Source organism: Lacticaseibacillus parahuelsenbergensis (assembly GCF_030770265.1).
GTDB lineage: Bacteria > Bacillota > Bacilli > Lactobacillales > Lactobacillaceae > Lacticaseibacillus > Lacticaseibacillus casei.
The window spans coordinates 1530761-1549929 of record NZ_CP132482.1 but is presented as its reverse complement, the minus strand read 5'-3'; the positions used below and the strand labels follow the sequence as shown (position 1 = coordinate 1549929).

At 48.6% G+C, this 19169-nt stretch carries 16 protein-coding genes; 13 read left to right on the top strand and 3 right to left on the bottom strand.

Features of this window, described 5'->3' with window-relative positions:
* The first annotated feature begins 8 nt into the window (after positions 1–8).
* The 11 genes from infB (at position 9) to lepA (ending at position 14613) form a co-directional block, all read left to right on the top strand.
* Positions 9–2795, top strand: coding sequence for a translation initiation factor IF-2 (gene infB, locus LACPH_RS07260; protein WP_306386510.1), 2787 nt, complete (start codon positions 9–11; stop codon positions 2793–2795).
* Positions 2796–2988: 193 nt separating this feature from the next.
* Positions 2989–3342: a 30S ribosome-binding factor RbfA gene (gene rbfA / locus LACPH_RS07255; protein ID WP_003565780.1), complete on the top strand. Its 354-nt coding sequence runs from the start codon at positions 2989–2991 to the stop codon at positions 3340–3342.
* Positions 3343–3470: 128 nt separating this feature from the next.
* Positions 3471–4262 (top strand): DUF475 domain-containing protein, encoded by a 792-nt coding sequence (locus LACPH_RS07250; protein ID WP_306386508.1) that lies wholly within the window; start codon positions 3471–3473, stop codon positions 4260–4262.
* Positions 4263–4316: 54 nt separating this feature from the next.
* Positions 4317–5225 carry a tRNA pseudouridine(55) synthase TruB gene (truB, locus tag LACPH_RS07245; protein ID WP_306386507.1) on the top strand — a complete coding sequence of 303 codons (909 nt, stop codon included), beginning with the start codon at positions 4317–4319 and terminating at the stop codon, positions 5223–5225.
* Positions 5226–5230: 5 nt separating this feature from the next.
* Positions 5231–6175 (top strand): riboflavin biosynthesis protein RibF, encoded by a 945-nt coding sequence (ribF, locus tag LACPH_RS07240; protein WP_306386506.1) that lies wholly within the window; start codon positions 5231–5233, stop codon positions 6173–6175.
* Between the two features lies 1 nt (position 6176).
* Positions 6177–7322, top strand: a complete 1146-nt coding sequence (gene hemW / locus LACPH_RS07235) for a radical SAM family heme chaperone HemW (protein WP_306386505.1) — start codon at positions 6177–6179, stop codon at positions 7320–7322.
* A 158-nt stretch (positions 7323–7480) separates the two neighbouring features.
* Positions 7481–8527, top strand: a complete 1047-nt coding sequence (hrcA, locus tag LACPH_RS07230) for a heat-inducible transcriptional repressor HrcA (protein ID WP_049169452.1) — start codon at positions 7481–7483, stop codon at positions 8525–8527.
* Between the two features lie 66 nt (positions 8528–8593).
* Complete coding sequence (gene grpE / locus LACPH_RS07225; RefSeq protein WP_306386504.1) at positions 8594–9187, top strand: nucleotide exchange factor GrpE; 594 nt, start codon at positions 8594–8596, stop codon at positions 9185–9187.
* 30 nt (positions 9188–9217) lie between these two features.
* Complete coding sequence (dnaK, locus tag LACPH_RS07220; protein ID WP_306386503.1) at positions 9218–11086, top strand: molecular chaperone DnaK; 1869 nt, start codon at positions 9218–9220, stop codon at positions 11084–11086.
* Between the two features lie 113 nt (positions 11087–11199).
* Positions 11200–12372, top strand: coding sequence for a molecular chaperone DnaJ (dnaJ, locus tag LACPH_RS07215; RefSeq protein ID WP_049169449.1), 1173 nt, complete (start codon positions 11200–11202; stop codon positions 12370–12372).
* A gap of 402 nt (positions 12373–12774) precedes the next feature.
* Complete coding sequence (gene lepA, locus LACPH_RS07210; protein WP_306386502.1) at positions 12775–14613, top strand: translation elongation factor 4; 1839 nt, start codon at positions 12775–12777, stop codon at positions 14611–14613.
* Between the two features lie 155 nt (positions 14614–14768).
* Here the strand turns inward: lepA and LACPH_RS07205 are convergent, their stop codons facing one another.
* The 3 genes from LACPH_RS07205 to LACPH_RS07195 all read right to left on the bottom strand — a co-directional run bounded on the left by LACPH_RS07205 (position 14769) and on the right by LACPH_RS07195 (position 16046).
* Entirely contained in the window at positions 14769–14999 is a 231-nt protein-coding gene (locus tag LACPH_RS07205; RefSeq protein ID WP_306386501.1) for a hypothetical protein, read from the bottom strand.
* A gap of 5 nt (positions 15000–15004) precedes the next feature.
* Positions 15005–15481, bottom strand: a complete 477-nt coding sequence (locus LACPH_RS07200) for an ASCH domain-containing protein (protein ID WP_306386500.1) — start codon at positions 15479–15481, stop codon at positions 15005–15007.
* Positions 15482–15674: 193 nt separating this feature from the next.
* Positions 15675–16046: a hypothetical protein gene (locus LACPH_RS07195; protein ID WP_049171355.1), complete on the bottom strand. Its 372-nt coding sequence runs from the start codon at positions 16044–16046 to the stop codon at positions 15675–15677.
* Between the two features lie 293 nt (positions 16047–16339).
* Between LACPH_RS07195 and recJ the strand changes: the two genes are divergently transcribed.
* Together recJ and LACPH_RS07185 are read left to right on the top strand one after the other, a co-directional pair.
* Complete coding sequence (gene recJ, locus LACPH_RS07190) at positions 16340–18634, top strand: single-stranded-DNA-specific exonuclease RecJ (protein ID WP_306387686.1); 2295 nt, start codon at positions 16340–16342, stop codon at positions 18632–18634.
* On the top strand, positions 18631–19158 hold the full coding sequence (locus LACPH_RS07185) for an adenine phosphoribosyltransferase (protein WP_010488148.1): 528 nt from the start codon (positions 18631–18633) through the stop codon (positions 19156–19158). The genes recJ and LACPH_RS07185 overlap by 4 nt, the downstream gene beginning before the upstream one ends.
* The last annotated feature ends 11 nt before the right edge of the window (positions 19159–19169 follow it).

The following is a 19169-nucleotide window of genomic DNA, read 5'->3' as shown; positions in this document are numbered from 1 at the left end:
GTGAAGAAATGGGCAAAAAACGCGTTTATGAATTTGCCAAAGAAATGCACGTCGATAATAAAGACGTGATCGATATTGCCAAAAACTTGGGTATCGAAGTAAAGAATCACATGTCCTCGATCGATCAAGATCAAGAAGCAAAAATCAAAGGGGTGTTGAGCAAGTCTTCAGCAGCTAAAACACCTTCAACATCAGCGGCTGCTAAACCGACCAAGTCAGCAGCGCCTGCAAGTGCTAAAGATAATCAGCATGCAGCTGCAGAAAAACCGACCCGGCATGAGCATAAGCCGGCACGGTCTAACAAAACCGCTGACGGTAAAATCATTTTAAGTAAGTCAACGATTTTGCGGCCACGGGGCACCCAGACAGCGCATAAGTCCGGGAATCACAACCGCGGTGGCGAGCAACCGGCAGCGGCCGCTAAGACAGGAAACCGGAACACCAATCGCAGCAACAATAACAACCGTTCTGCGAATAACAATCGCCCGAATGATCGCAATCGGCGCGATCGTAATCGCCGGTTTGACAACCAGCGTGTGACCGGCCCAATGCCACGTGCCGGCCGCCCGACCGCAGCTAACGGTAATCCGCGTCCGGTCGCCGGAAATGGCGGGAAATTCGTCAAGCCGGAATCCGAACGGCAACAGCCAAAGCGTCAACAAGAGGCTAAACCGGCTGTAGCGAGTAAACGTCCTGAACGCTCTGAATCGACTCGTGCAAAACAGCGGCCACAAACGGAACAACGGCCGCAACGGACAGAACAGCGTCCTCGCACCGAACAACAACCAGCTGCAAAAACCAATCAACGCTTTACAAAACCGGCTGCCGTTACGCCAGCTGCCAAACCTGCAACGGTCGGCAGTCAGGACAACCGCAATAGTCGGCGCGGTGGTGGGAATAACAACTTTGGTCGCGGCAACAGCTTTGGGAATCGCAACGGGTTTAACCGCAACAGCAACCGGCGCAACAAGAAGAACAAGCGCCGTCAGCAGAGCCAGCCGAAGAAGGAAATGCCACAGCGCAAAGAGCGACCGTTACCAGAAGTCTTGAATTATGAAGTTGGGATGAATGCTCAGGAATTGGGCAAGATTCTTCATCGTGAGCCAGCTGAATTAATCAAGAAACTGTTTATGCTGGGCGTGATGGTCAACCAAAACCAGAGCCTAGACAAAGACACCATCGAACTTCTGGCCACCGATTATGGTATTGACGCGAAGGAAAAGGTTCACGAAGATATTTCCGATTTGGACAAAGTGTTCGAAGAAGAAAACAAGAACCAAGACAACTTGCAGCCACGGCCGCCAGTTGTGACGATCATGGGGCACGTTGACCATGGTAAAACAACCTTGCTGGACAAGTTACGGCATACGCACGTGACTGAAGGCGAAGCCGGTGGCATTACGCAGCATATTGGCGCGTATCAAGTTAAATTACGTGATCGCTTGATTACGTTCCTCGATACTCCGGGGCACGCGGCCTTCACCAACATGCGGGCGCGCGGTGCCGATATTACCGATATTGTTGTCCTCGTGGTTGCTGCTGACGATGGTGTGATGCCGCAAACGATTGAAGCGATTCATCACGCCCAGGCTGCCAAGGCGCCGATCATTGTGGCGGTCAACAAAATCGATAAACCAGGTGCCAATCCGGAACACGTCATGGAACAATTGACCGAATATGGGCTGATTCCTGAAGACTGGGGCGGCGACACGATTTTCGTCAAAATCTCAGCTAAATTCGGTAAGAACATCGACGAATTATTGGAAATGATCTTACTGGAAGCGGATGTGCTTGAATTGAAGGCTAACCCGGATCAGCGAGCTGTCGGTACGGTTATCGAAGCACGTTTGGATAAAGGTAAGGGACCGGTTGCGACTGTCTTGGTTCAACAAGGAACTTTGCATACCGGTGATCCGATTGTTGTCGGAAATACCTTTGGTCGTGTCCGTGCTATGACTAACGATCATGGCCGTCGAGTCAAGGACGCGTTGCCATCCATGCCAGTCGAAATTACCGGGCTTAACGACGTGCCGCAATCCGCTGATAAATTCGTTGTATTTGCGGACGAACGGACTGCGCGGGCGGCCGGTGAAGAACGGGCAAAACGGGCTCAAGAAGAAGAACGTAAGAACACAACGCATGTCACTTTGGATAATCTGTTTGAAACAATGAAAGAGGGTCAACTCAAAGAAGTTGACGTTATCATTAAGGCGGATGTCCAAGGATCTGTTGAAGCTTTGGCAGGTAGTCTTGAGAAGATTGAAGTCAAAGGCGTTCGGGTCAACATTATCCACCAAGCAGTTGGTGCGATTAATGAAAGTGATGTGACACTGGCCGCAGCAAGTAATGCCATCATCATTGGCTTCAACGTTCGGCCGACAGCAATGGCTAAGGCGCAGGCAGAACAGGATGATGTTGATATTCGCCTGCACAGTGTCATCTACAAGGCAATCGAAGAAGTCGAGTCTGCGATGAAGGGTATGCTGGAGCCAACTTATGAAGAGAAGGTTATCGGTACGGTCACCGTTCGTGAAACGATTCCGGTTTCCAAAGTCGGCACGGTTGTCGGTGGTTACGTTGACTCCGGGTATATTACCCGCGATGCCGGCGTTCGCCTCATCCGTGATGGTATTGTCAAATATGAAGGCAAACTCGGTTCACTTCGTCGGTTTAAAGATGATGTCAAGCAAGTTCGCCAAGGCTTTGAACTCGGGCTGACCATTGAGAATTATAATGATATTAAAGTCGGTGATCAGATCGAAGCCTTTACAATGGAAGAAGTACCGGTTAAGTAAACAGTGTACGGAAGTCATTTAAGGGATAGGCGTTTGCTGGCTGTGAAAAGTTGACGAACGCTCCACCATAACGCGTTCGCCGGCGCAGAAGCCTGCGTGTAAGGACCTTGGTCGCAATGGCAAAGAGCGCCATCACACTTACACTTCGGCTTATAAGCGCGCCGGCTCACGCTCAACAGGAGGTAATTCGCAGATGAAGCATCGTATCGGTCGAGTTGAGACTCAGATCCAACGTGAAGTTGATGATATCTTGTTAAAGGATGTTAACGATCCGCGGGTCAAAGGCGTGACGATTACCGGAGTCAAACTGACCGGTGATCTGCAACATGCCACCATTTTCTACAGTATTCTCGATGATGCACCTGATAAAGTCGAAGCAGCCCAAACCGGTTTGGATAAAGCCAGTGGACTGATTCGGCGTGAAGTCGGGCAGCGGATTCGGCTGTTCAAGGTGCCGGAAATCGAATTTGCTCAAGACAAATCCGTTCAGTATGGTGCCCGTATTGATCAGTTAATTAACGAAGTGCGGCGCAAGAATTTAGAATAGCGTTGTTCAACCAGAAAGGGTTCAGTCGCAAAGACTGGATCCTTTTTTGGTGCACCAATTTTCAATAACATCATCATGCCAACGAGCAGTCTTCTTTTTCTCGCAATAGCCGCTTTAGCTTTCCTGGCTTGAACGGTATAATAATAAACATTGAGAAGGGAAGGATCACGATCAAGTTTTTAGGGGCCTTATACGGACCATTCTTTTCTATCCACAACTGGCAGCTGGCTTTTTCGGTCAGCGGCTTAGTCACGATTTTTAGCTTAATCCTTTTAGAATGTATGCTCTCCGTTGATAATGCGGTTGTTCTCGCTGCCCAGACTGAACAGCTTAAGGCCGAGTCGGATCGCAAAAAGGCCTTGATGTATGGCATGGGCGGGGCGTATCTGTTTCGCTTCATTGCCATCGGACTGGGAACTTACTTATTACAGTTTTGGCCGATTAAGGCACTTGGCGCTTTGTATCTGGTATGGATGAGTGCCAGCTATTTTTATGCGATTCGTCATCCTAAAAGTAATACAGACAAAAAGGCTAAACGTGCCCATGGTTTATGGGGTACGGTTTTTCAAATTGAAAGCCTCGATATTGTTTTCTCGGTGGATTCGATCTTGGCAGCTTTGGCCGTCTCCAATAATCCGGTCATTGTTTTAATCGGTGGCTGCCTGGGTATTTTGGCGATGCGGATCGTTGCCCAAGTGATCACGACCTTCATTGACCGGGTACCTGAATTGGAAACCGCGGCGTATGTCCTTGTTGGTCTCATTGCCATCAAGCTTGGATTGAGTTTGCCTATGATCAACGTTAAAACGCCGGACTGGCTCTTTTCGATTTTGGTGGTGTTGATTTTCATTTGGGCGGGATGGCGCCATGCGGTCCATGCCAAGCATCATCGCAGTATGTATACCAAGCCTAAAGCTTGATGAGATACAACAATTAACGTTTTTTAATTCTGAAAACTGAAAGGGACCGAATTCATGAACGGCATTCTTCCGCTGTATAAACCGACCGGCATGACCAGTGCCGATGCCGTTTATCATGCACGCAAGCTTCTTCACATTAAAAAAATCGGTCATTCCGGCACGCTTGACCCAAACGTTGACGGTGTTTTGCCGCTCGCGATTGGCGCGGCAACCAAAGCTGTGCCCCAATTAATGGCCAGTGGCAAAATTTATACCGGCGAAATCACCCTTGGTTTTGCCACGACCACTGAAGATCTTGATGGCGAGGTGGTGAAACGAACGCCGCTGGTGAAGCCGGTACCGGTACATGAACTGGATCAGGTGCTCACGCAATGGACAGGTGAAATTACCCAAGTACCGCCGATGTTTTCCGCAGTCAAAGTCAATGGCAGACGGTTGTATGAATATGCCCGGGCAGGTGAGTCGGTTGAACGGCCAAAACGTCAGGTAACGGTAAAACGCTTTGAGCGAACCAGTGAACCGATTTTCGACGCAACTCAAGGGATCCAACGTTTTCGTTTTGAGGCTGCGGTGTCTAAGGGAACCTATATCCGAACCTTGGCAGTTGATGTTGGCCAATCGCTAGGCGTCGCTGCGGTAATGAGCCAATTGACGCGGATTAAAAGCGGCGGCTTTACATTAGCCCAAGCGGTCAGTCTTGAAGCCTTGGGGCAACATATTGCTGACGGCACCTTAGCGTCAGTGATCCAACCGATTGATATTGCGTTTGCTGAGTTGCCGAAAGTTGATTTGACAGCCGACCAGTATGACGATGTCCGACACGGCCGATTTTTGACCCTTCAGTTGGATGGACCACGGGTTCGGCTGCATTACGATGGCGTTTTGAAAGCCATTTATCGGTTCGAAAAACACCAGTATCGCCCGGATATTATGTTTTTAGCAAATGAGAAGAATGAGAGATAATTTTGATGGAAGTCATTGATATTCACCCACCGTTGCAAGCATCAGCGGCGCCGCCACAGCCCATTGTTTTAACGCTGGGTTTCTTTGATGGCGTACATCGCGGCCATCAAGCCGTGATTAAAGCAGGAAAGCAAATTGCTTTAGCCAAAAAATTGCCGTTAGCCGTGATGACATTTGATATTCATCCGGCTGTTGTCTATCGCGGCGTTAGTAAAACAACGATTCAGTATCTGTCAACGCGTGACGAAAAGATTAATTTAATGCGGCAATTAGGCGTGGATTTGTTGTATTTTGTTCACTTTACACCAGAATTTGCTGCCTTATCGCCGCAAGCGTTTGTTGACCAATATTTGGTGGGCCTGAAAGCCGATACAGTTGTGGCCGGTTTTGACTATACTTACGGTAAACGCGCGATTGCCAATATGGCGTTGCTGCCCGACTACGCGCATGGCAGGTTTGAAGTTGTTAGCGTACCTAAGTTGGCCGAAGATGGTGCAAAAATCAGCTCGACCCGGATTCGTGATGCGTTGGATCAAGGGGATATCGATACGGCAAACGAGCTTTTAGGGTACGCTTATTTAACGACTGGCAAAGTGGTGCATGGCGAAGCCCGTGGTCGAGAACTTGGCTTTCCAACCATTAATCTGGCAACATTAGGTCAGCAGCGGCTTCCTGGTATCGGGATTTATGCCGTGACAGTAAACGTGGATGGTACTTGGTATCTGGGGATGGCTTCGATCGGCCGTAATGTTACGTTTGGCAGTGATCGCGATGTGACGCTTGAGATTAATTTGCTGGATTTTAGCCGTATGATTTATGGCAAAACTGTTCAGGTTCGTTGGTACCACTATCTACGCGGTGAAGTGAAATTTGCCAATGCAGAAGGTTTGATTATCCAGTTAAAGAAAGATGAAGCGGCGGTCCGTCAGTATTTCGCGAGGAAGGGTTAAAATGGCAGGCGCATATATTCATATTCCGTTTTGCGAACATATTTGTTACTACTGTGATTTCAATAAAGTCTTCATTGAAGGTCAGCCGGTTGATGACTATGTTGCGATGTTGCTTAAGGAAATGCGGATGGTCATGGCTGAGCATCCTGATGAGAAAATCGAAACGGTCTATGTCGGTGGTGGAACGCCTACAACGTTGACGTCCAAACAGTTAGCAACACTTTGCCAAGGCATTCGCGACATCTTGCACTTCGATTCTGGTGAATTCACGTTTGAGGCGAACCCCAATGATTTGCTGACGACCGATAAGTTGCAGGTTTTACATGATTATGGTGTCAATCGACTTTCAATCGGGGTTCAGTCTTTTAACGACGATGTCCTCAAACGGATCGGACGGATTCATCGCGCTAAGGACGTTTATGTTGCGATCGCCAATGCCAGAAAAGTCGGTTTTGATAATCTGTCGATTGATTTGATTTTCCGATTACCTGGTCAAAGCCGGAACGACTTTTTAAATAGTCTACAAAAAGCACTCGATTTGGATTTACCTCATTATTCGACGTATTCACTCATTCTTGAACGGAAAACCATCTTTTATAATTTGATGCGCCAAGGCAAATTGCGCTTGCCAACGCAGGATGTCGAAGCCGATATGTATCAGGATGCCATTGATCTAATGGAAGCACATGGCAGACATCAATATGAAATCAGCAATTTTGCCAAGGATGGCTATCAATGCCAACACAACCTGCTTTACTGGCAAAATGACAAATATTTTGGCTTTGGAGCTGGTGCGTTTGGTTATCTTGGGCGCGATCGGTATCACAATTATGGTCCGATCAAACAGTACCTAACGCCGCTTCACACCGATCGTTTACCGGTTTTGGCCCATCACTTGGTTCCGGTGTCCGAACAAATTGAAGAGGAAATGTTTCTTGGTTTGCGAACCATGCGCGGCGTAAGTGAAAAACGCTTCTATCAGCGCTATCATCTGACCGTTGATGCCGTTTATGGCGAGACCGTACCTGAGTTGGAAAGCCAAGGCTTGTTACAGCGCGATAATGGCTTCATCCGGCTGACTAACAAGGGCAAGTTTTTAGGCAACGAAGTCTTTCAACAGTTTTTGCTTGACGAGCCGCTTATTTAAACGGCTCTTTTTTCTTTAAAAAATGGCCGCCACTGGCTAGAAACACCGAAAACACTGAAGATTTTAGCAATGTCGCCTTGACTTTGCTAACGGTGCTTGGTATATTATTCAGTGTATTAGCACTCGTGCGAAACGAGTGCTAAAGGTGAGGTGAGAAAATGTTGACGAAACGGCAAGTGCTCGTCTTAAAAGAAATCATCCGCCTGTTTACTGAAAGCGGAGAGCCGGTTGGTTCAAAGCGATTGATGCGCGAGTTGCCCATTCATGTCAGTTCCGCCACAATCCGTAATGATATGGCGTCGCTAGAAGATGCCGGTTTGATCACCAAGACCCACAGCAGTTCCGGGCGCGTACCGTCAACGCAAGGCTATCGTTATTATCTCGATCACCTTGTTGAACCGGTGCGTGTTTCGCATCAAGAACTGGCGACTATCAAGCAGGCATTTAGCCAGCGGTACAATAAGATGGATGAGATTGTCGCGCAAAGTGCGCAAATTTTGTCCAATCTGACGAGTTACACGGCCATTAGCTTGGGACCTGAAGTAACCAATATCAAGCTGACAGGTTTTCGCCTTGTTCCATTAGGCAATCATCAAGTCATGGCGATTTTGGTCACGAATAACGGTAACATTGAAAACCAGGTCTTTACCGTATCGCAAAACATCTCATCCGATGAGCTCGAAAAGGCGATTCGAATTGTCAATGATCAACTCGTTGGACTGCCATTAATTCAAGTTGCACAGCGGCTGAAAACCGATGTGCCTTCGATGTTAATGCAGTATCTAACCAGTCCTGAAGGCTTTTTGGATATCTTCGGTAACGTTTTGAAATCAGCTGCGTCCGAGCGCTTTTACGTTGGCGGGCGGTTGAATCTGATGGATTACCTAGGCGATTCCGATATCCATGAACTGAAAAAGATTATGTCATTGATTGACGCTGATCACGGTGATCTGACGGAACTGCTTGGCGGACCGATTCGTCAAACGCCGGTTCAAGTACGTTTGGGGCCAGAGCTTAAGCCAATTGATTTGGCCAACCTCAGTTTAATCACCGCCAGCTACGATGTTGGTGACCACGGCACTGGGATGATCGCCTTGCTAGGCCCGACACAGATGCCTTATTCGAAAATGATCGGACTGCTGGATGTTTTCCGTGAAGAGCTGGCAAAACGGTTGACGGATTATTATGCCAACTTTGATCAATAAAAATTAAAAAATATTTGTTGTGTGGATCCATGAATGCCAGCAAATATGGTTTAAAGGGAGGATACCATGGCAGAAAAAAAAGCAAAGCAAACCGCAGCAGATACCGACAAACAGGCAAAACAACCTGCTGAAGCGTCAGGATCTTCGCTTAAAGAAGACATTCTGAAAGAAAGCATCGCTGATCTCAATGACCAACTAAAAAGCAGCCAACATGATGGCGAGCAGTTGAAGAAAGAACGTGATGAATTCGAAGATAAATATCTGCGGGCAGCCGCGGAGATTCAAAATATGAATCATCGGTTCGAAAAAGAGCAACAGAAGCTGCTGAAGTACGATGGCCAGAAGTTAGCAAAGGCGATTTTGCCAGTTGTCGATAATCTTGAACGTGCGCTTGCAACCGAGGCCAAAGATGATAGTGCTGCTTCACTAAAAAAGGGTGTCCAAATGGTTTATGACCATTTGGAGCGTGCTTTGAAGGAAAACGGCATCACTGCTATTGATGGCACCGGCGAAAAATTCGACCCGAATACCCAACAGGCCGTACAAACAGTCGCGGCTGATGACAAACACGCAGCTGATACTGTCGCGCAGGTCCTGCAAAAAGGGTATTATCTCAAAGATCGCGTTTTACGCCCTGCTATGGTCGTTGTTGCTAAATAATTAAACTGAAAATAAAGAAGGTATAACAATATGAGTAAAGTTATTGGTATTGACTTAGGAACCACCAACTCAGCTGTTGCGGTTTTGGAAGGCAATCAGCCAAAGATCATTACAAATCCTGAAGGCAATCGGACCACACCGTCTGTTGTTGCGTTTAAAGATGGTGAAATTCAAGTCGGTGAAGTTGCCAAGCGTCAGGCAATTACCAACCCGGATACGATTGTTTCGATCAAACGCCACATGGGCGAAGCCAACTACAAAGTTAAGGTTGGCGACAAGGAATACACCCCTCAGGAAATTTCAGCGATGATTCTGCAATACATCAAGAAATTTTCTGAAGACTATCTGGGCGAACCGGTTAAGGATGCCGTTATTACCGTGCCGGCTTACTTCAATGACAGCCAACGTCAGGCTACCAAGGATGCCGGTAAAATTGCCGGTTTGAATGTACAGCGGATCATCAACGAACCAACCGCCTCAGCATTGGCTTATGGCTTGGACAAAGGCGACAAGGATGAAAAGATCCTGGTTTATGACCTTGGCGGTGGGACCTTTGATGTTTCCATTCTGCAATTAGGTGATGGCGTCTTTGAAGTTCTGTCAACCAATGGCGATACCCATTTGGGCGGGGATGATTTTGATAACAAGATCATCAACTGGTTGGTTTCCGAATTCAAGAAGGACAACAACATCGACCTGTCTAAGGACAAGATGGCCATGCAACGTTTAAAGGATGCTGCTGAAAAGGCAAAGAAGGATCTGTCTGGCGTTACCCAGACCCAGATCAGTCTACCATTTATCTCTGCTGGCCCTAATGGACCGTTGCACTTGGAACGCACTTTGACGCGTGCTCAGTTTGACGAAATGACCGCTGACTTGGTTGCCAAGACCAAGCAACCGGTTGAAAATGCGTTGAAGGATGCTAAGCTAACCAACGCTGACATCGACAAGGTTATCTTAAACGGTGGTTCTACACGAATTCCGGCGGTTCAGGAAGCCGTTAAAGAATGGACCGGCAAAGACCCAGATCACAGTATCAACCCTGATGAAGCTGTTGCTTTGGGTGCTGCTATCCAAGGTGGTGTCATTTCCGGTGATGTTAAGGATGTTGTTCTGTTGGATGTTACGCCGCTGTCCTTGGGTATTGAAACCATGGGTGGCGTCTTCACCAAATTAATCGATCGTAACACCACCATTCCGACTTCCAAGAGCCAGGTCTTCTCAACTGCAGCTGATAACCAGCCTGCCGTTGACATTCACGTTCTGCAAGGTGAACGGCCAATGGCAGCGGATGACAAAACGCTTGGTCGCTTTGAATTGACGGATATTCCGCCGGCACCACGTGGGGTTCCGCAAATCGAAGTCAAGTTTGATATCGATAAGAACGGGATCGTTCAGGTTTCTGCCAAAGACCTCGGCACCGGCAAGTCACAGAACATCACCATTAAGAGTTCCAGCGGTTTGTCCGATGAAGAAATCGAACGCATGAAGAAGGAAGCCGAAGAAAACGCCGAAGCCGACGAAAAGCGTAAGGAAGAAGTCGACTTGAAGAACGATGTCGACCAGTTACTCTTCCAGACCGACAAGACGCTCAAGGACGTTGACGGCAAGGTTCCTGAAGAAGACATCAAGAAAGTCAAGGATGCTCAGGAAGCTTTGAAGAAAGCGCAACAAGAAAACAACCTTGATGACATGAAGCAAAAGCGGGACGACTTGAACAAGCTGGTTCAGGACATGACCGTTAAGCTTTATGAAAACGCCCAGAAGAATCAGCAGGCACAAGGCGGCGCTGCGAGTGGTGCTGCAACCGGTGCAACGCAAGGCGATACCGACAAGAAGTCTGACGATGATACCATCAATGGCGATTACAAGGATGTTTCTGACGACGATAAGAAGTAAGGTCGCAGATCATCAGCAAAAAGCCGAAGCCGCGGCGCGGTTTTGGCTTTTTGTTTGAATTATGCTATGCTGAATTGGCATTTTCAGTCACGATCTGAATCGAGGAGGAACTCATGGCGGATCAGAAAGATTATTATGAGACGCTCGGTGTGAGCCGGGATGCCGATGATGACACCATTCGTAAGGCTTTTCGCAGGCTATCGAAAAAATATCATCCCGATCTTAATCACGCACCAGGTGCAGAGCAAAAGTTTAAAGAGATAAATGAAGCCTATCAGGTCCTGTCTGATCCCCAGAAACGTGCGGCCTATGATCAGTATGGTTCTGCTGATGGTCCGCAGGGATTTGGCAACGCCGGCGCAGGAGGAGGCCAGGCAGGCGGTTTTGGCGATTTCGGTGGCCAAGGTGGTTTTGGCGGCGGCTTTGACGATATCTTCAGTCAATTCTTTGGCGGAGCTGGTGGTGGTGCTCAAGCGAATCCGTCAGCACCGCGTCAAGGCGCCGATTTACAATACCGGATGGACTTGACGTTTGAAGAGGCGATTTTTGGTAAAGATACCAAGATCTCCTACGATCGCGAAGCTGTTTGTCATACCTGTCATGGTAGTGGCGCTAAACCGGGTACCAGCCCGGTAACGTGCCATAAGTGCCATGGTACCGGTTACATCCAGGTACAACGAAATACGGCCTTTGGCACGATGATGACACGCCAGGTTTGCGACGTCTGCGGCGGTACCGGTAAAGAAATCAAAGAAAAGTGCCCGACTTGCCATGGCAGCGGTCATGAACAAGAACGTCACACTATTGATGTCAAGGTTCCAGCCGGCGTTGAAGACGGTCAGCAAATGCGGCTGCAACAAGCTGGTGAAGCGGGGACCAACGGCGGGCCTTACGGTGATCTGTACATTGTTTTCCGAGTTGCACCAAGCAAAAAGTATCAACGGGACGGCGCAGAAATCTATCTGACCATCCCATTAAGCTTTGCGCAGGCTGCATTGGGCGACGAAATCAAAGTCGATACGGTTCATGGACCGGTTGAGTTGAAGATCCCGGCAGGTACCCAAAGCCAGACTAAGTTCAGACTACGCGGTAAGGGTGCGCCAAGACTGCGCGGCAACGGAACCGGCGATGAAATTGTTACCGTCGAAATTCAAACGCCAAAGCATCTGAATGAGAAACAAAGAGCAGCATTGATGCAATTTGCTGCTGCCAGCGGTGAAGATGTCACGCCGCATAATGGCACGTTGTTTGACCGTGTTAAAGAAGCGTTTAAAGGCGGGAAATAAAGCGCTAAAATTAATTGACACAAAAAAATCGGTTCTGGAGGCAACTTGTCGCTGGAACCGATTTTTTGATATCCTTGTCTGGCAACTTCAATCTAACTTGTCTGGTTGCGGAAACGCGCTCACAGTCGCAGAAGTCTGCGTATAAGGACCTTGGTCGCAATGGCCAAAATCGGGCCATCACGCCCAAGGTCACTTATACTCCGACTTCTAACCGCGCCAGCTCACGCTCTGCTTGAAACGCGTTCGCTGGCGCAGAAACCTGCATGTAAGGACCTTGGTCGCAATGGCCAAAATCGGGCCATCACGCCCAAGGCCACTTATATTCCGACTTCTAACCGCGCCAGCTCACGCTCTGCTATAATAAGAATCAAACGTTCGCTTAGAAAGTAGGCACTATTAAAGATGAATCATGAAGAAATGCTGGAACGACAAAAGCATATCCGCAATTTTTCGATTATTGCCCATATTGATCATGGCAAATCGACGCTTGCCGATCGCATTTTGGAATTAACCGACACCATTGCCAAGCGTGACATGCAGGCGCAAGTGCTTGATGATATGGCGCTTGAGCGGGAGCGCGGGATTACGATTAAACTCAACGCGGTCGAATTGCACTATAAAGCCAAAAATGGCGAAACCTATATTTTCCACTTGATTGATACGCCGGGACACGTTGATTTTAGTTATGAAGTCAGTCGCAGTCTGGCGGCGTGTGAAGGGGCACTGTTAGTTGTCGATGCCACTCAAGGGGTCGAAGCCCAAACGCTCGCCAATGTTTATTTGGCGATTGACGATGATCTGGAGATTATTCCTGTCATCAACAAAGTCGACCTGCCCAGCGCCCAGCCGGATGTGGTCAAAGAAGAAATCGAGGAAATGATCGGTCTTGATGCTTCCAATGCGATTTTGGCCAGTGGCAAAACTGGGCTCGGTGTTCCGGAGATTCTTGAGCGGATTGTGAAGGACATTCCTGCACCATCGGGAGATATCAACGCACCCTTACAAGCTTTGATTTTTGATTCGGTTTACGACGATTATCGCGGTGTGGTGCTTGATGTCCGCGTTAAGGAAGGCCAGGTCAAGGTCGGTGACACCATTCAGCTGATGAGCAATGGCAAACAGTTTCAGGTGACAGAAGTCGGGGTCATGTCGCCTAAAGCCGTTAAGCGCGACTTTTTGATGGTAGGGGATGTCGGCTACATTACTGCATCAATTAAGACGATTCAGGATACTCGTGTCGGTGATACTGTCACACTAGCGGATCGGCCGGCAAAAGAACCATTAAAAGGCTACCGGAAAATCACGCCAATGGTTTACTCCGGACTTTTCCCGGTCGATAATGCGAAGTTTAATGATTTGCGCGAAGCATTGGAAAAATTACAGCTCAACGATGCGGCGCTAGAGTTCGAACCAGAAACGTCCCAGGCGCTTGGTTTTGGCTTCCGTTGTGGGTTCCTAGGGCTGTTACACATGGATGTCGTCCAGGAGCGCCTGGAACGCGACTATGGCCTTGATTTAATCATGACAGCGCCAAGTGTGGACTATCAGGTAGTCCTGACAGACGGAACCGAAAAGACCATCGATAACCCAGCTGACATGCCGGATGCCAGTGAAATCAAAGAAATTCGCGAACCCTACGTGAAGGCTTCGATTATGGTGCCAAACGATTATGTCGGTCCGGTCATGGAACTATCCCAGCGTAAGCGCGGCGAATTTGTTACGATGGATTATCTGGATAAGTATCGGGTTAATGTGATCTACGAACTACCGTTATCAGAAATTATCTATGACTTCTTTGACGACCTCAAAAGCAGCACTAAAGGCTATGCGAGTCTGGATTACGAGATTATTGGTTACCGTCAAAGTGATCTGGTCAAAATGGACATCCTGCTCAATGGTGATCCGGTTGACGCTCTGAGCACCATCGTTCACAAAGACTTTGCTTATGACCGCGGCAAGGCTATTGTTGCCCGATTAAAAACAACCATTCCGCGGCAACAGTTTGAAATTCCGATTCAGGCAGCCATCGGCAACAAGATTATCGCCCGCAGCACCGTCAAGGCTTATCGTAAAAACGTTCTGGCTAAATGCTATGGCGGTGACATTACCCGGAAACGCAAATTGCTGGAGAAACAAAAGGCCGGTAAGAAAAGAATGAAAGCGGTGGGGTCTGTGGAGGTGCCTCAGGAGGCGTTCATGAGCATTCTTAAGATGAATGACGAAGAAAGCCGCGGTAAATAGCGGTTTGTAGTCATTTAAATCTGTAACGTTTACTGAGACTGTTCCTCTAAACGGCAGCTCTGCATTTTTGACAGCTGACAATAACTCATAGTAGCGAAACAACCAGGCGCTGGTGATCCGTGGCGTCTGGTTGTTTTAATCTACTTTCGTGCAGTCTAATAGCCCTCATTCTTACGCTGATGATCATCCACAATATGTTTTGCCTTATGTGCCAGCTTGCGTTCCGGTTTGAAGAACTGGTATGCGCCATAGGAAACCAATCCGCCGAGCGCCGTAATGCCGAAAACAAGGATGTAGATAGTCGCGTCTAAAGTCGGGTGAGGGATGTCCTCGAGTTTCCCTGTGACTTTCTTTTCCGTTAATGCCGTGCGATTTTTAAGACTCATGTTCGTCACCTCGCTTGAACAATCGGATAAACCGTGTGAAACTCTTCGACCACAACCATTGATGAGGCGGGATCAAACTGGATACCGTTTGCCTGATATTCGCGGCGGAAAAATGCCTCATGAGCTGCACGCCAGCTTGCCAACGATTGGAAGCCTTCGCCTTCACGTTTGGCGATCGTGGCATCGACTTTGGTAAATGGCGTCACAAACACATTGTCCGTGAAAGTCAAGGCGACAGGGCGATCCTGACGATCCAAGATGATGTTGTAAACACCGGCAATTGGTAGTGGATCCTGCTCAATGGTATAGAGTTCAAAGCCGCTGGTGGTTGCGGTCTTTTGGCCAGTTTTAACCAGAGCAGCCAGCTCGTCAGCCAACTCAGGTCCGCCCAGTTGATAGGCATCTTCGTAGGTTGCGGCGGGTAGATCCAATGCAGCTTTGGCTTTAGCAAAAAAGTCGTCCAATACTTGCTGATCAGCCATGACTTTCACGTCCTTTCTTTATCATTATTATCACACAATTCTCAAAATGGTGCATGATTAACTCATTAAAAGGCCGCACACATGAGTATCAGTCAATGCCCGCCATTAGGTCCTTCTTGATACAGAAGCATCATTTAACAGTAAGAAAAAAATCGATGCCTTGCGCGGGCATCGATTTTGTCAACATTCAGTTTTAGAATACTTGTTCGTCAACTTTGCGCATGACGATCTTCGGTACGGTTAAACCAAGTTCATTTGCCAAGGTTTTCATGGCTTCTTCACGTGTCTTGATTTTATCCATATCCCAGATGATGTTGGCGATTCGGCCATTTTCATAATCAAAAGGTTCCTCGTAGAAGTAATCATCGTCGTTGTCACTGTGAAGTTTTGCGGAAACCTTCTTCGACAATGCCCGGGTGTAATCGCGGTCGATCATTTCCGGAACATCTTTTTCCGTTACATAACCGACTTTCTCAATTTGCTTAGCTGCCTTATCGACTGCTTCGTCAGAAACTGTAATCTTCTTGCCGGCCTTTTCATTGAATTGGTCTTGAGATTTTGCCATGGTGCTTCCTCCTTAAAAATCGTAACGGTCTGCGAAAGGCTTTAATCCGTTACGCTTTGTCTAATAAAGACAACCCTTCAATTACGGATTGCCCGGTTAAAGTCGCTGACTGGAGTAGGGCTTTCTAACAATTCAATTATATCACGCTTTTTCTTGCCCGAACGGATGGGTTTGGTAAAGAAGCGATAGAGGAGGTTAAGAAGGCCAGTGCTGCAATGGAAAACTTGTGGCAACCAGTTAATTCGTGGCGGGTTGTCTGGTATACTGGATCGGTTAGAAAGGAACGAAACAATATGACGCAGTATCAGTGGCAACTCGCCGCACAACCCGATCCAGCAGCCGTTCAACAATTAAGCCAGACATTAGGCGTGCCGGCCTTTTTGGCGATTTTGTTATGGCAGCGCGGTATTAAGGATAAATCTGACTACGAAGCGTTCGTGCACCCGGATATCAGTCGGCTGCACGATCCGTTTGCGTTGCACGACATGGATAAGGCAGTTGCGCGAATCCTGAAAGCAATTGAGCGCAATGAAAAGATCACGATTTACGGTGACTATGACGTTGATGGCCTGACAAGCAGCGCCATTATGCTTGAAACATTGCAGAGCCTTGGCGCGGAACCTGATGTGTTTATTCCGGATCGGTTTGCTGACGGTTACGGTCCGAATGCCGAAGTCTACGCCTATTTGCAAAAAACCGGCACGCAACTGGTGATCACGGTTGATAACGGGGTCGCTGGAGCTTCTGTGATTGATCCTGCTCAGGAAGCCGGGATGGACGTTGTGGTCACGGATCACCATGAACTGCCCGCAAACCTGCCTCATGCGGTAGCGGTCGTGCACCCGCGGCATCCTGAAGGTCATTATCCTTTTGGCGATCTTTCCGGTGCTGGCGTGGCGTTTAAAGTGGCGACCGCGCTGCTTGGCGAGCCGCCGCTTGAAAGCGTCGATTTGGCTGCCTTAGGGACGATCGCGGATTTGGTTAGTCTAACCGATGAGAATCGCGTCATTGCACAGTTGGGTTTGAAAATGATTCAAACTCAGCCGCGGGTCGGGATTGCCGCGATCTTAAAAGAGGCGGGCGTTGCCCCGGAAACTGTCAACGAAACAACAGTCGGCTTTGTGATTGGTCCGCGACTGAATGCACTAGGACGCATGGGCGATGCAAATCCCGGCGTCACCTTGCTGACGACTTTTGAAGAGGATGTTGCGGCTGATCTGGCGCAACAGGTTGGTAAATTAAATCAGGAACGCCAAGGATTGGTCAGCAAGATTGCTACAGAAGCACTGGCAATGGCACAGACCCCGGAAAACCAAGCCGCCAAGACCTTGCTGCTGGCGAAAAAAGGCTGGCACGAAGGCGTTGTCGGGATCGTAGCCAGCAAAGTGGTTGAGGCGACCGGAAAGCCGACACTGATTATGAATATCACTGATGACGGTATGACTGCTAAAGGCTCGGGTCGTTCCATCGAAGCCTACCATCTTTTTAACGCCTTAGAACCGGTTAGAGACAAAATGGTGGCGTTTGGCGGGCATCATATGGCGGTTGGATTAACAGCCAAGACCGAGGCGCTACCGGCAATTCATGCACAGATGGAGGCGGCTGCAGCAACGATGCTCAAAACCGTGCCAAAGCCGACGCTGCCGATTGCTGCGCGTCTGGAAAATGATGATTTGACGTTAGCGCATTACGAATTGATTCGCCAACTTGCGCCTTTTGGCCAGGGCAATCCCGAACCAACCTTTTCACTTCGGCCGCAAGTGATTCAAAATGTGAAGCAAATCGGCAAGGAAAACACGCATCTCCGGTTTCAGGTGGATAACGGCATTAATGTCATCGGTTTTGGCTTTGGTGAGGCCGCCGCAACGCTGGTTGATGCCCAAGCCGTTAAGCTTGCTGTCCGACTGGATCAGAACACTTGGCAAGGCAATACGAGCTTGCAGCTGATGCTAAAAGATTATGAAGTCAAGCAACCGCTAGTCATTGATTGGCGAATGCCTTCTGTTGACGGCAGCCAGTTCAAAAGCAGTCACACCTATGTCTTTTTTGATGCGAAAGTTAAGCAGCAGTTTGAGCGGCAATTCTCCTTTGGTGGCCCGACGCTGACGGCTGAGCAAGTCACATCGCCGCTAGCCAACGCTGTTTTGGTTGATTTACCGCAGAATCGTGCACAATTGCGGGCAGTCATGCAGCAAATCCAACCACCAGTCGCCATTATGTTTTACGGCGCACCCAGTCATTTAGTAGCCATTCCGACGCGCGTTGAGTTCGGCGCTGTTTTGCATTTTCTCAAAGCCCATCCCGGTTTTGACAAACACCATATTCCTGCGATCGCTAAGGCTGTGCACTTGACGGTTCATCAGGTGATCTTGGCGATTCAGGTGTTTTTTGAACTTGACTTTGTTACAATAGATGGTGCTTTTATTTCTCCAGTCACAGCACCGGCCAAGAAGCCACTGCAGACGGCCAAGGCTTATGCAGCGCGCGAGGAATTTCTGACGCTCGCGCAGCAGCTGCAAACCATGCCGCGAGCCCAGTTAGAAGCGATGTTGCTGACGGAGCATACAGACAGTGAGGTAGGATCATGACCATCAATTTTAAAGATTACATCGCAAGTGTGAAAGACTTTCCGGAACCGGGGATTATTTTTCGCGATATTTCGCCGCTGATGGCAGACGGAAAGGCCTATGCCGCAGCAACTGACGAAATTGCCGCTTACGCCCAGGACAAAGGCGTTGAGATGATCGTCGGTCCGGAAGCACGCGGCTTTATTGTTGGTTGTCCGGTCGCTTACAAGTTAGGCATTGGTTTCGCACCGGCCCGGAAAAAGGGAAAGCTGCCGCGGCCAACCGTTAAGGCCAGCTATGATCTGGAATATGGCGAAGCCACCCTTTATTTACACAAGGATGCCATCAAGCCGGGGCAACGGGTCCTGGTTTGTGATGACCTGCTGGCAACCGGGGGTACCATTGCCGCAACGATTCGCCTAGTTGAACAACTGGGTGGTGTGGTGGTTGGTACAGCCTTTTTGATTGAATTAAGCGACTTACATGGCCGCGATAAGATCAAGGACTACGATATGTTCACGTTAATGGCATACACCGGCGCTTGATGGTGGTATTT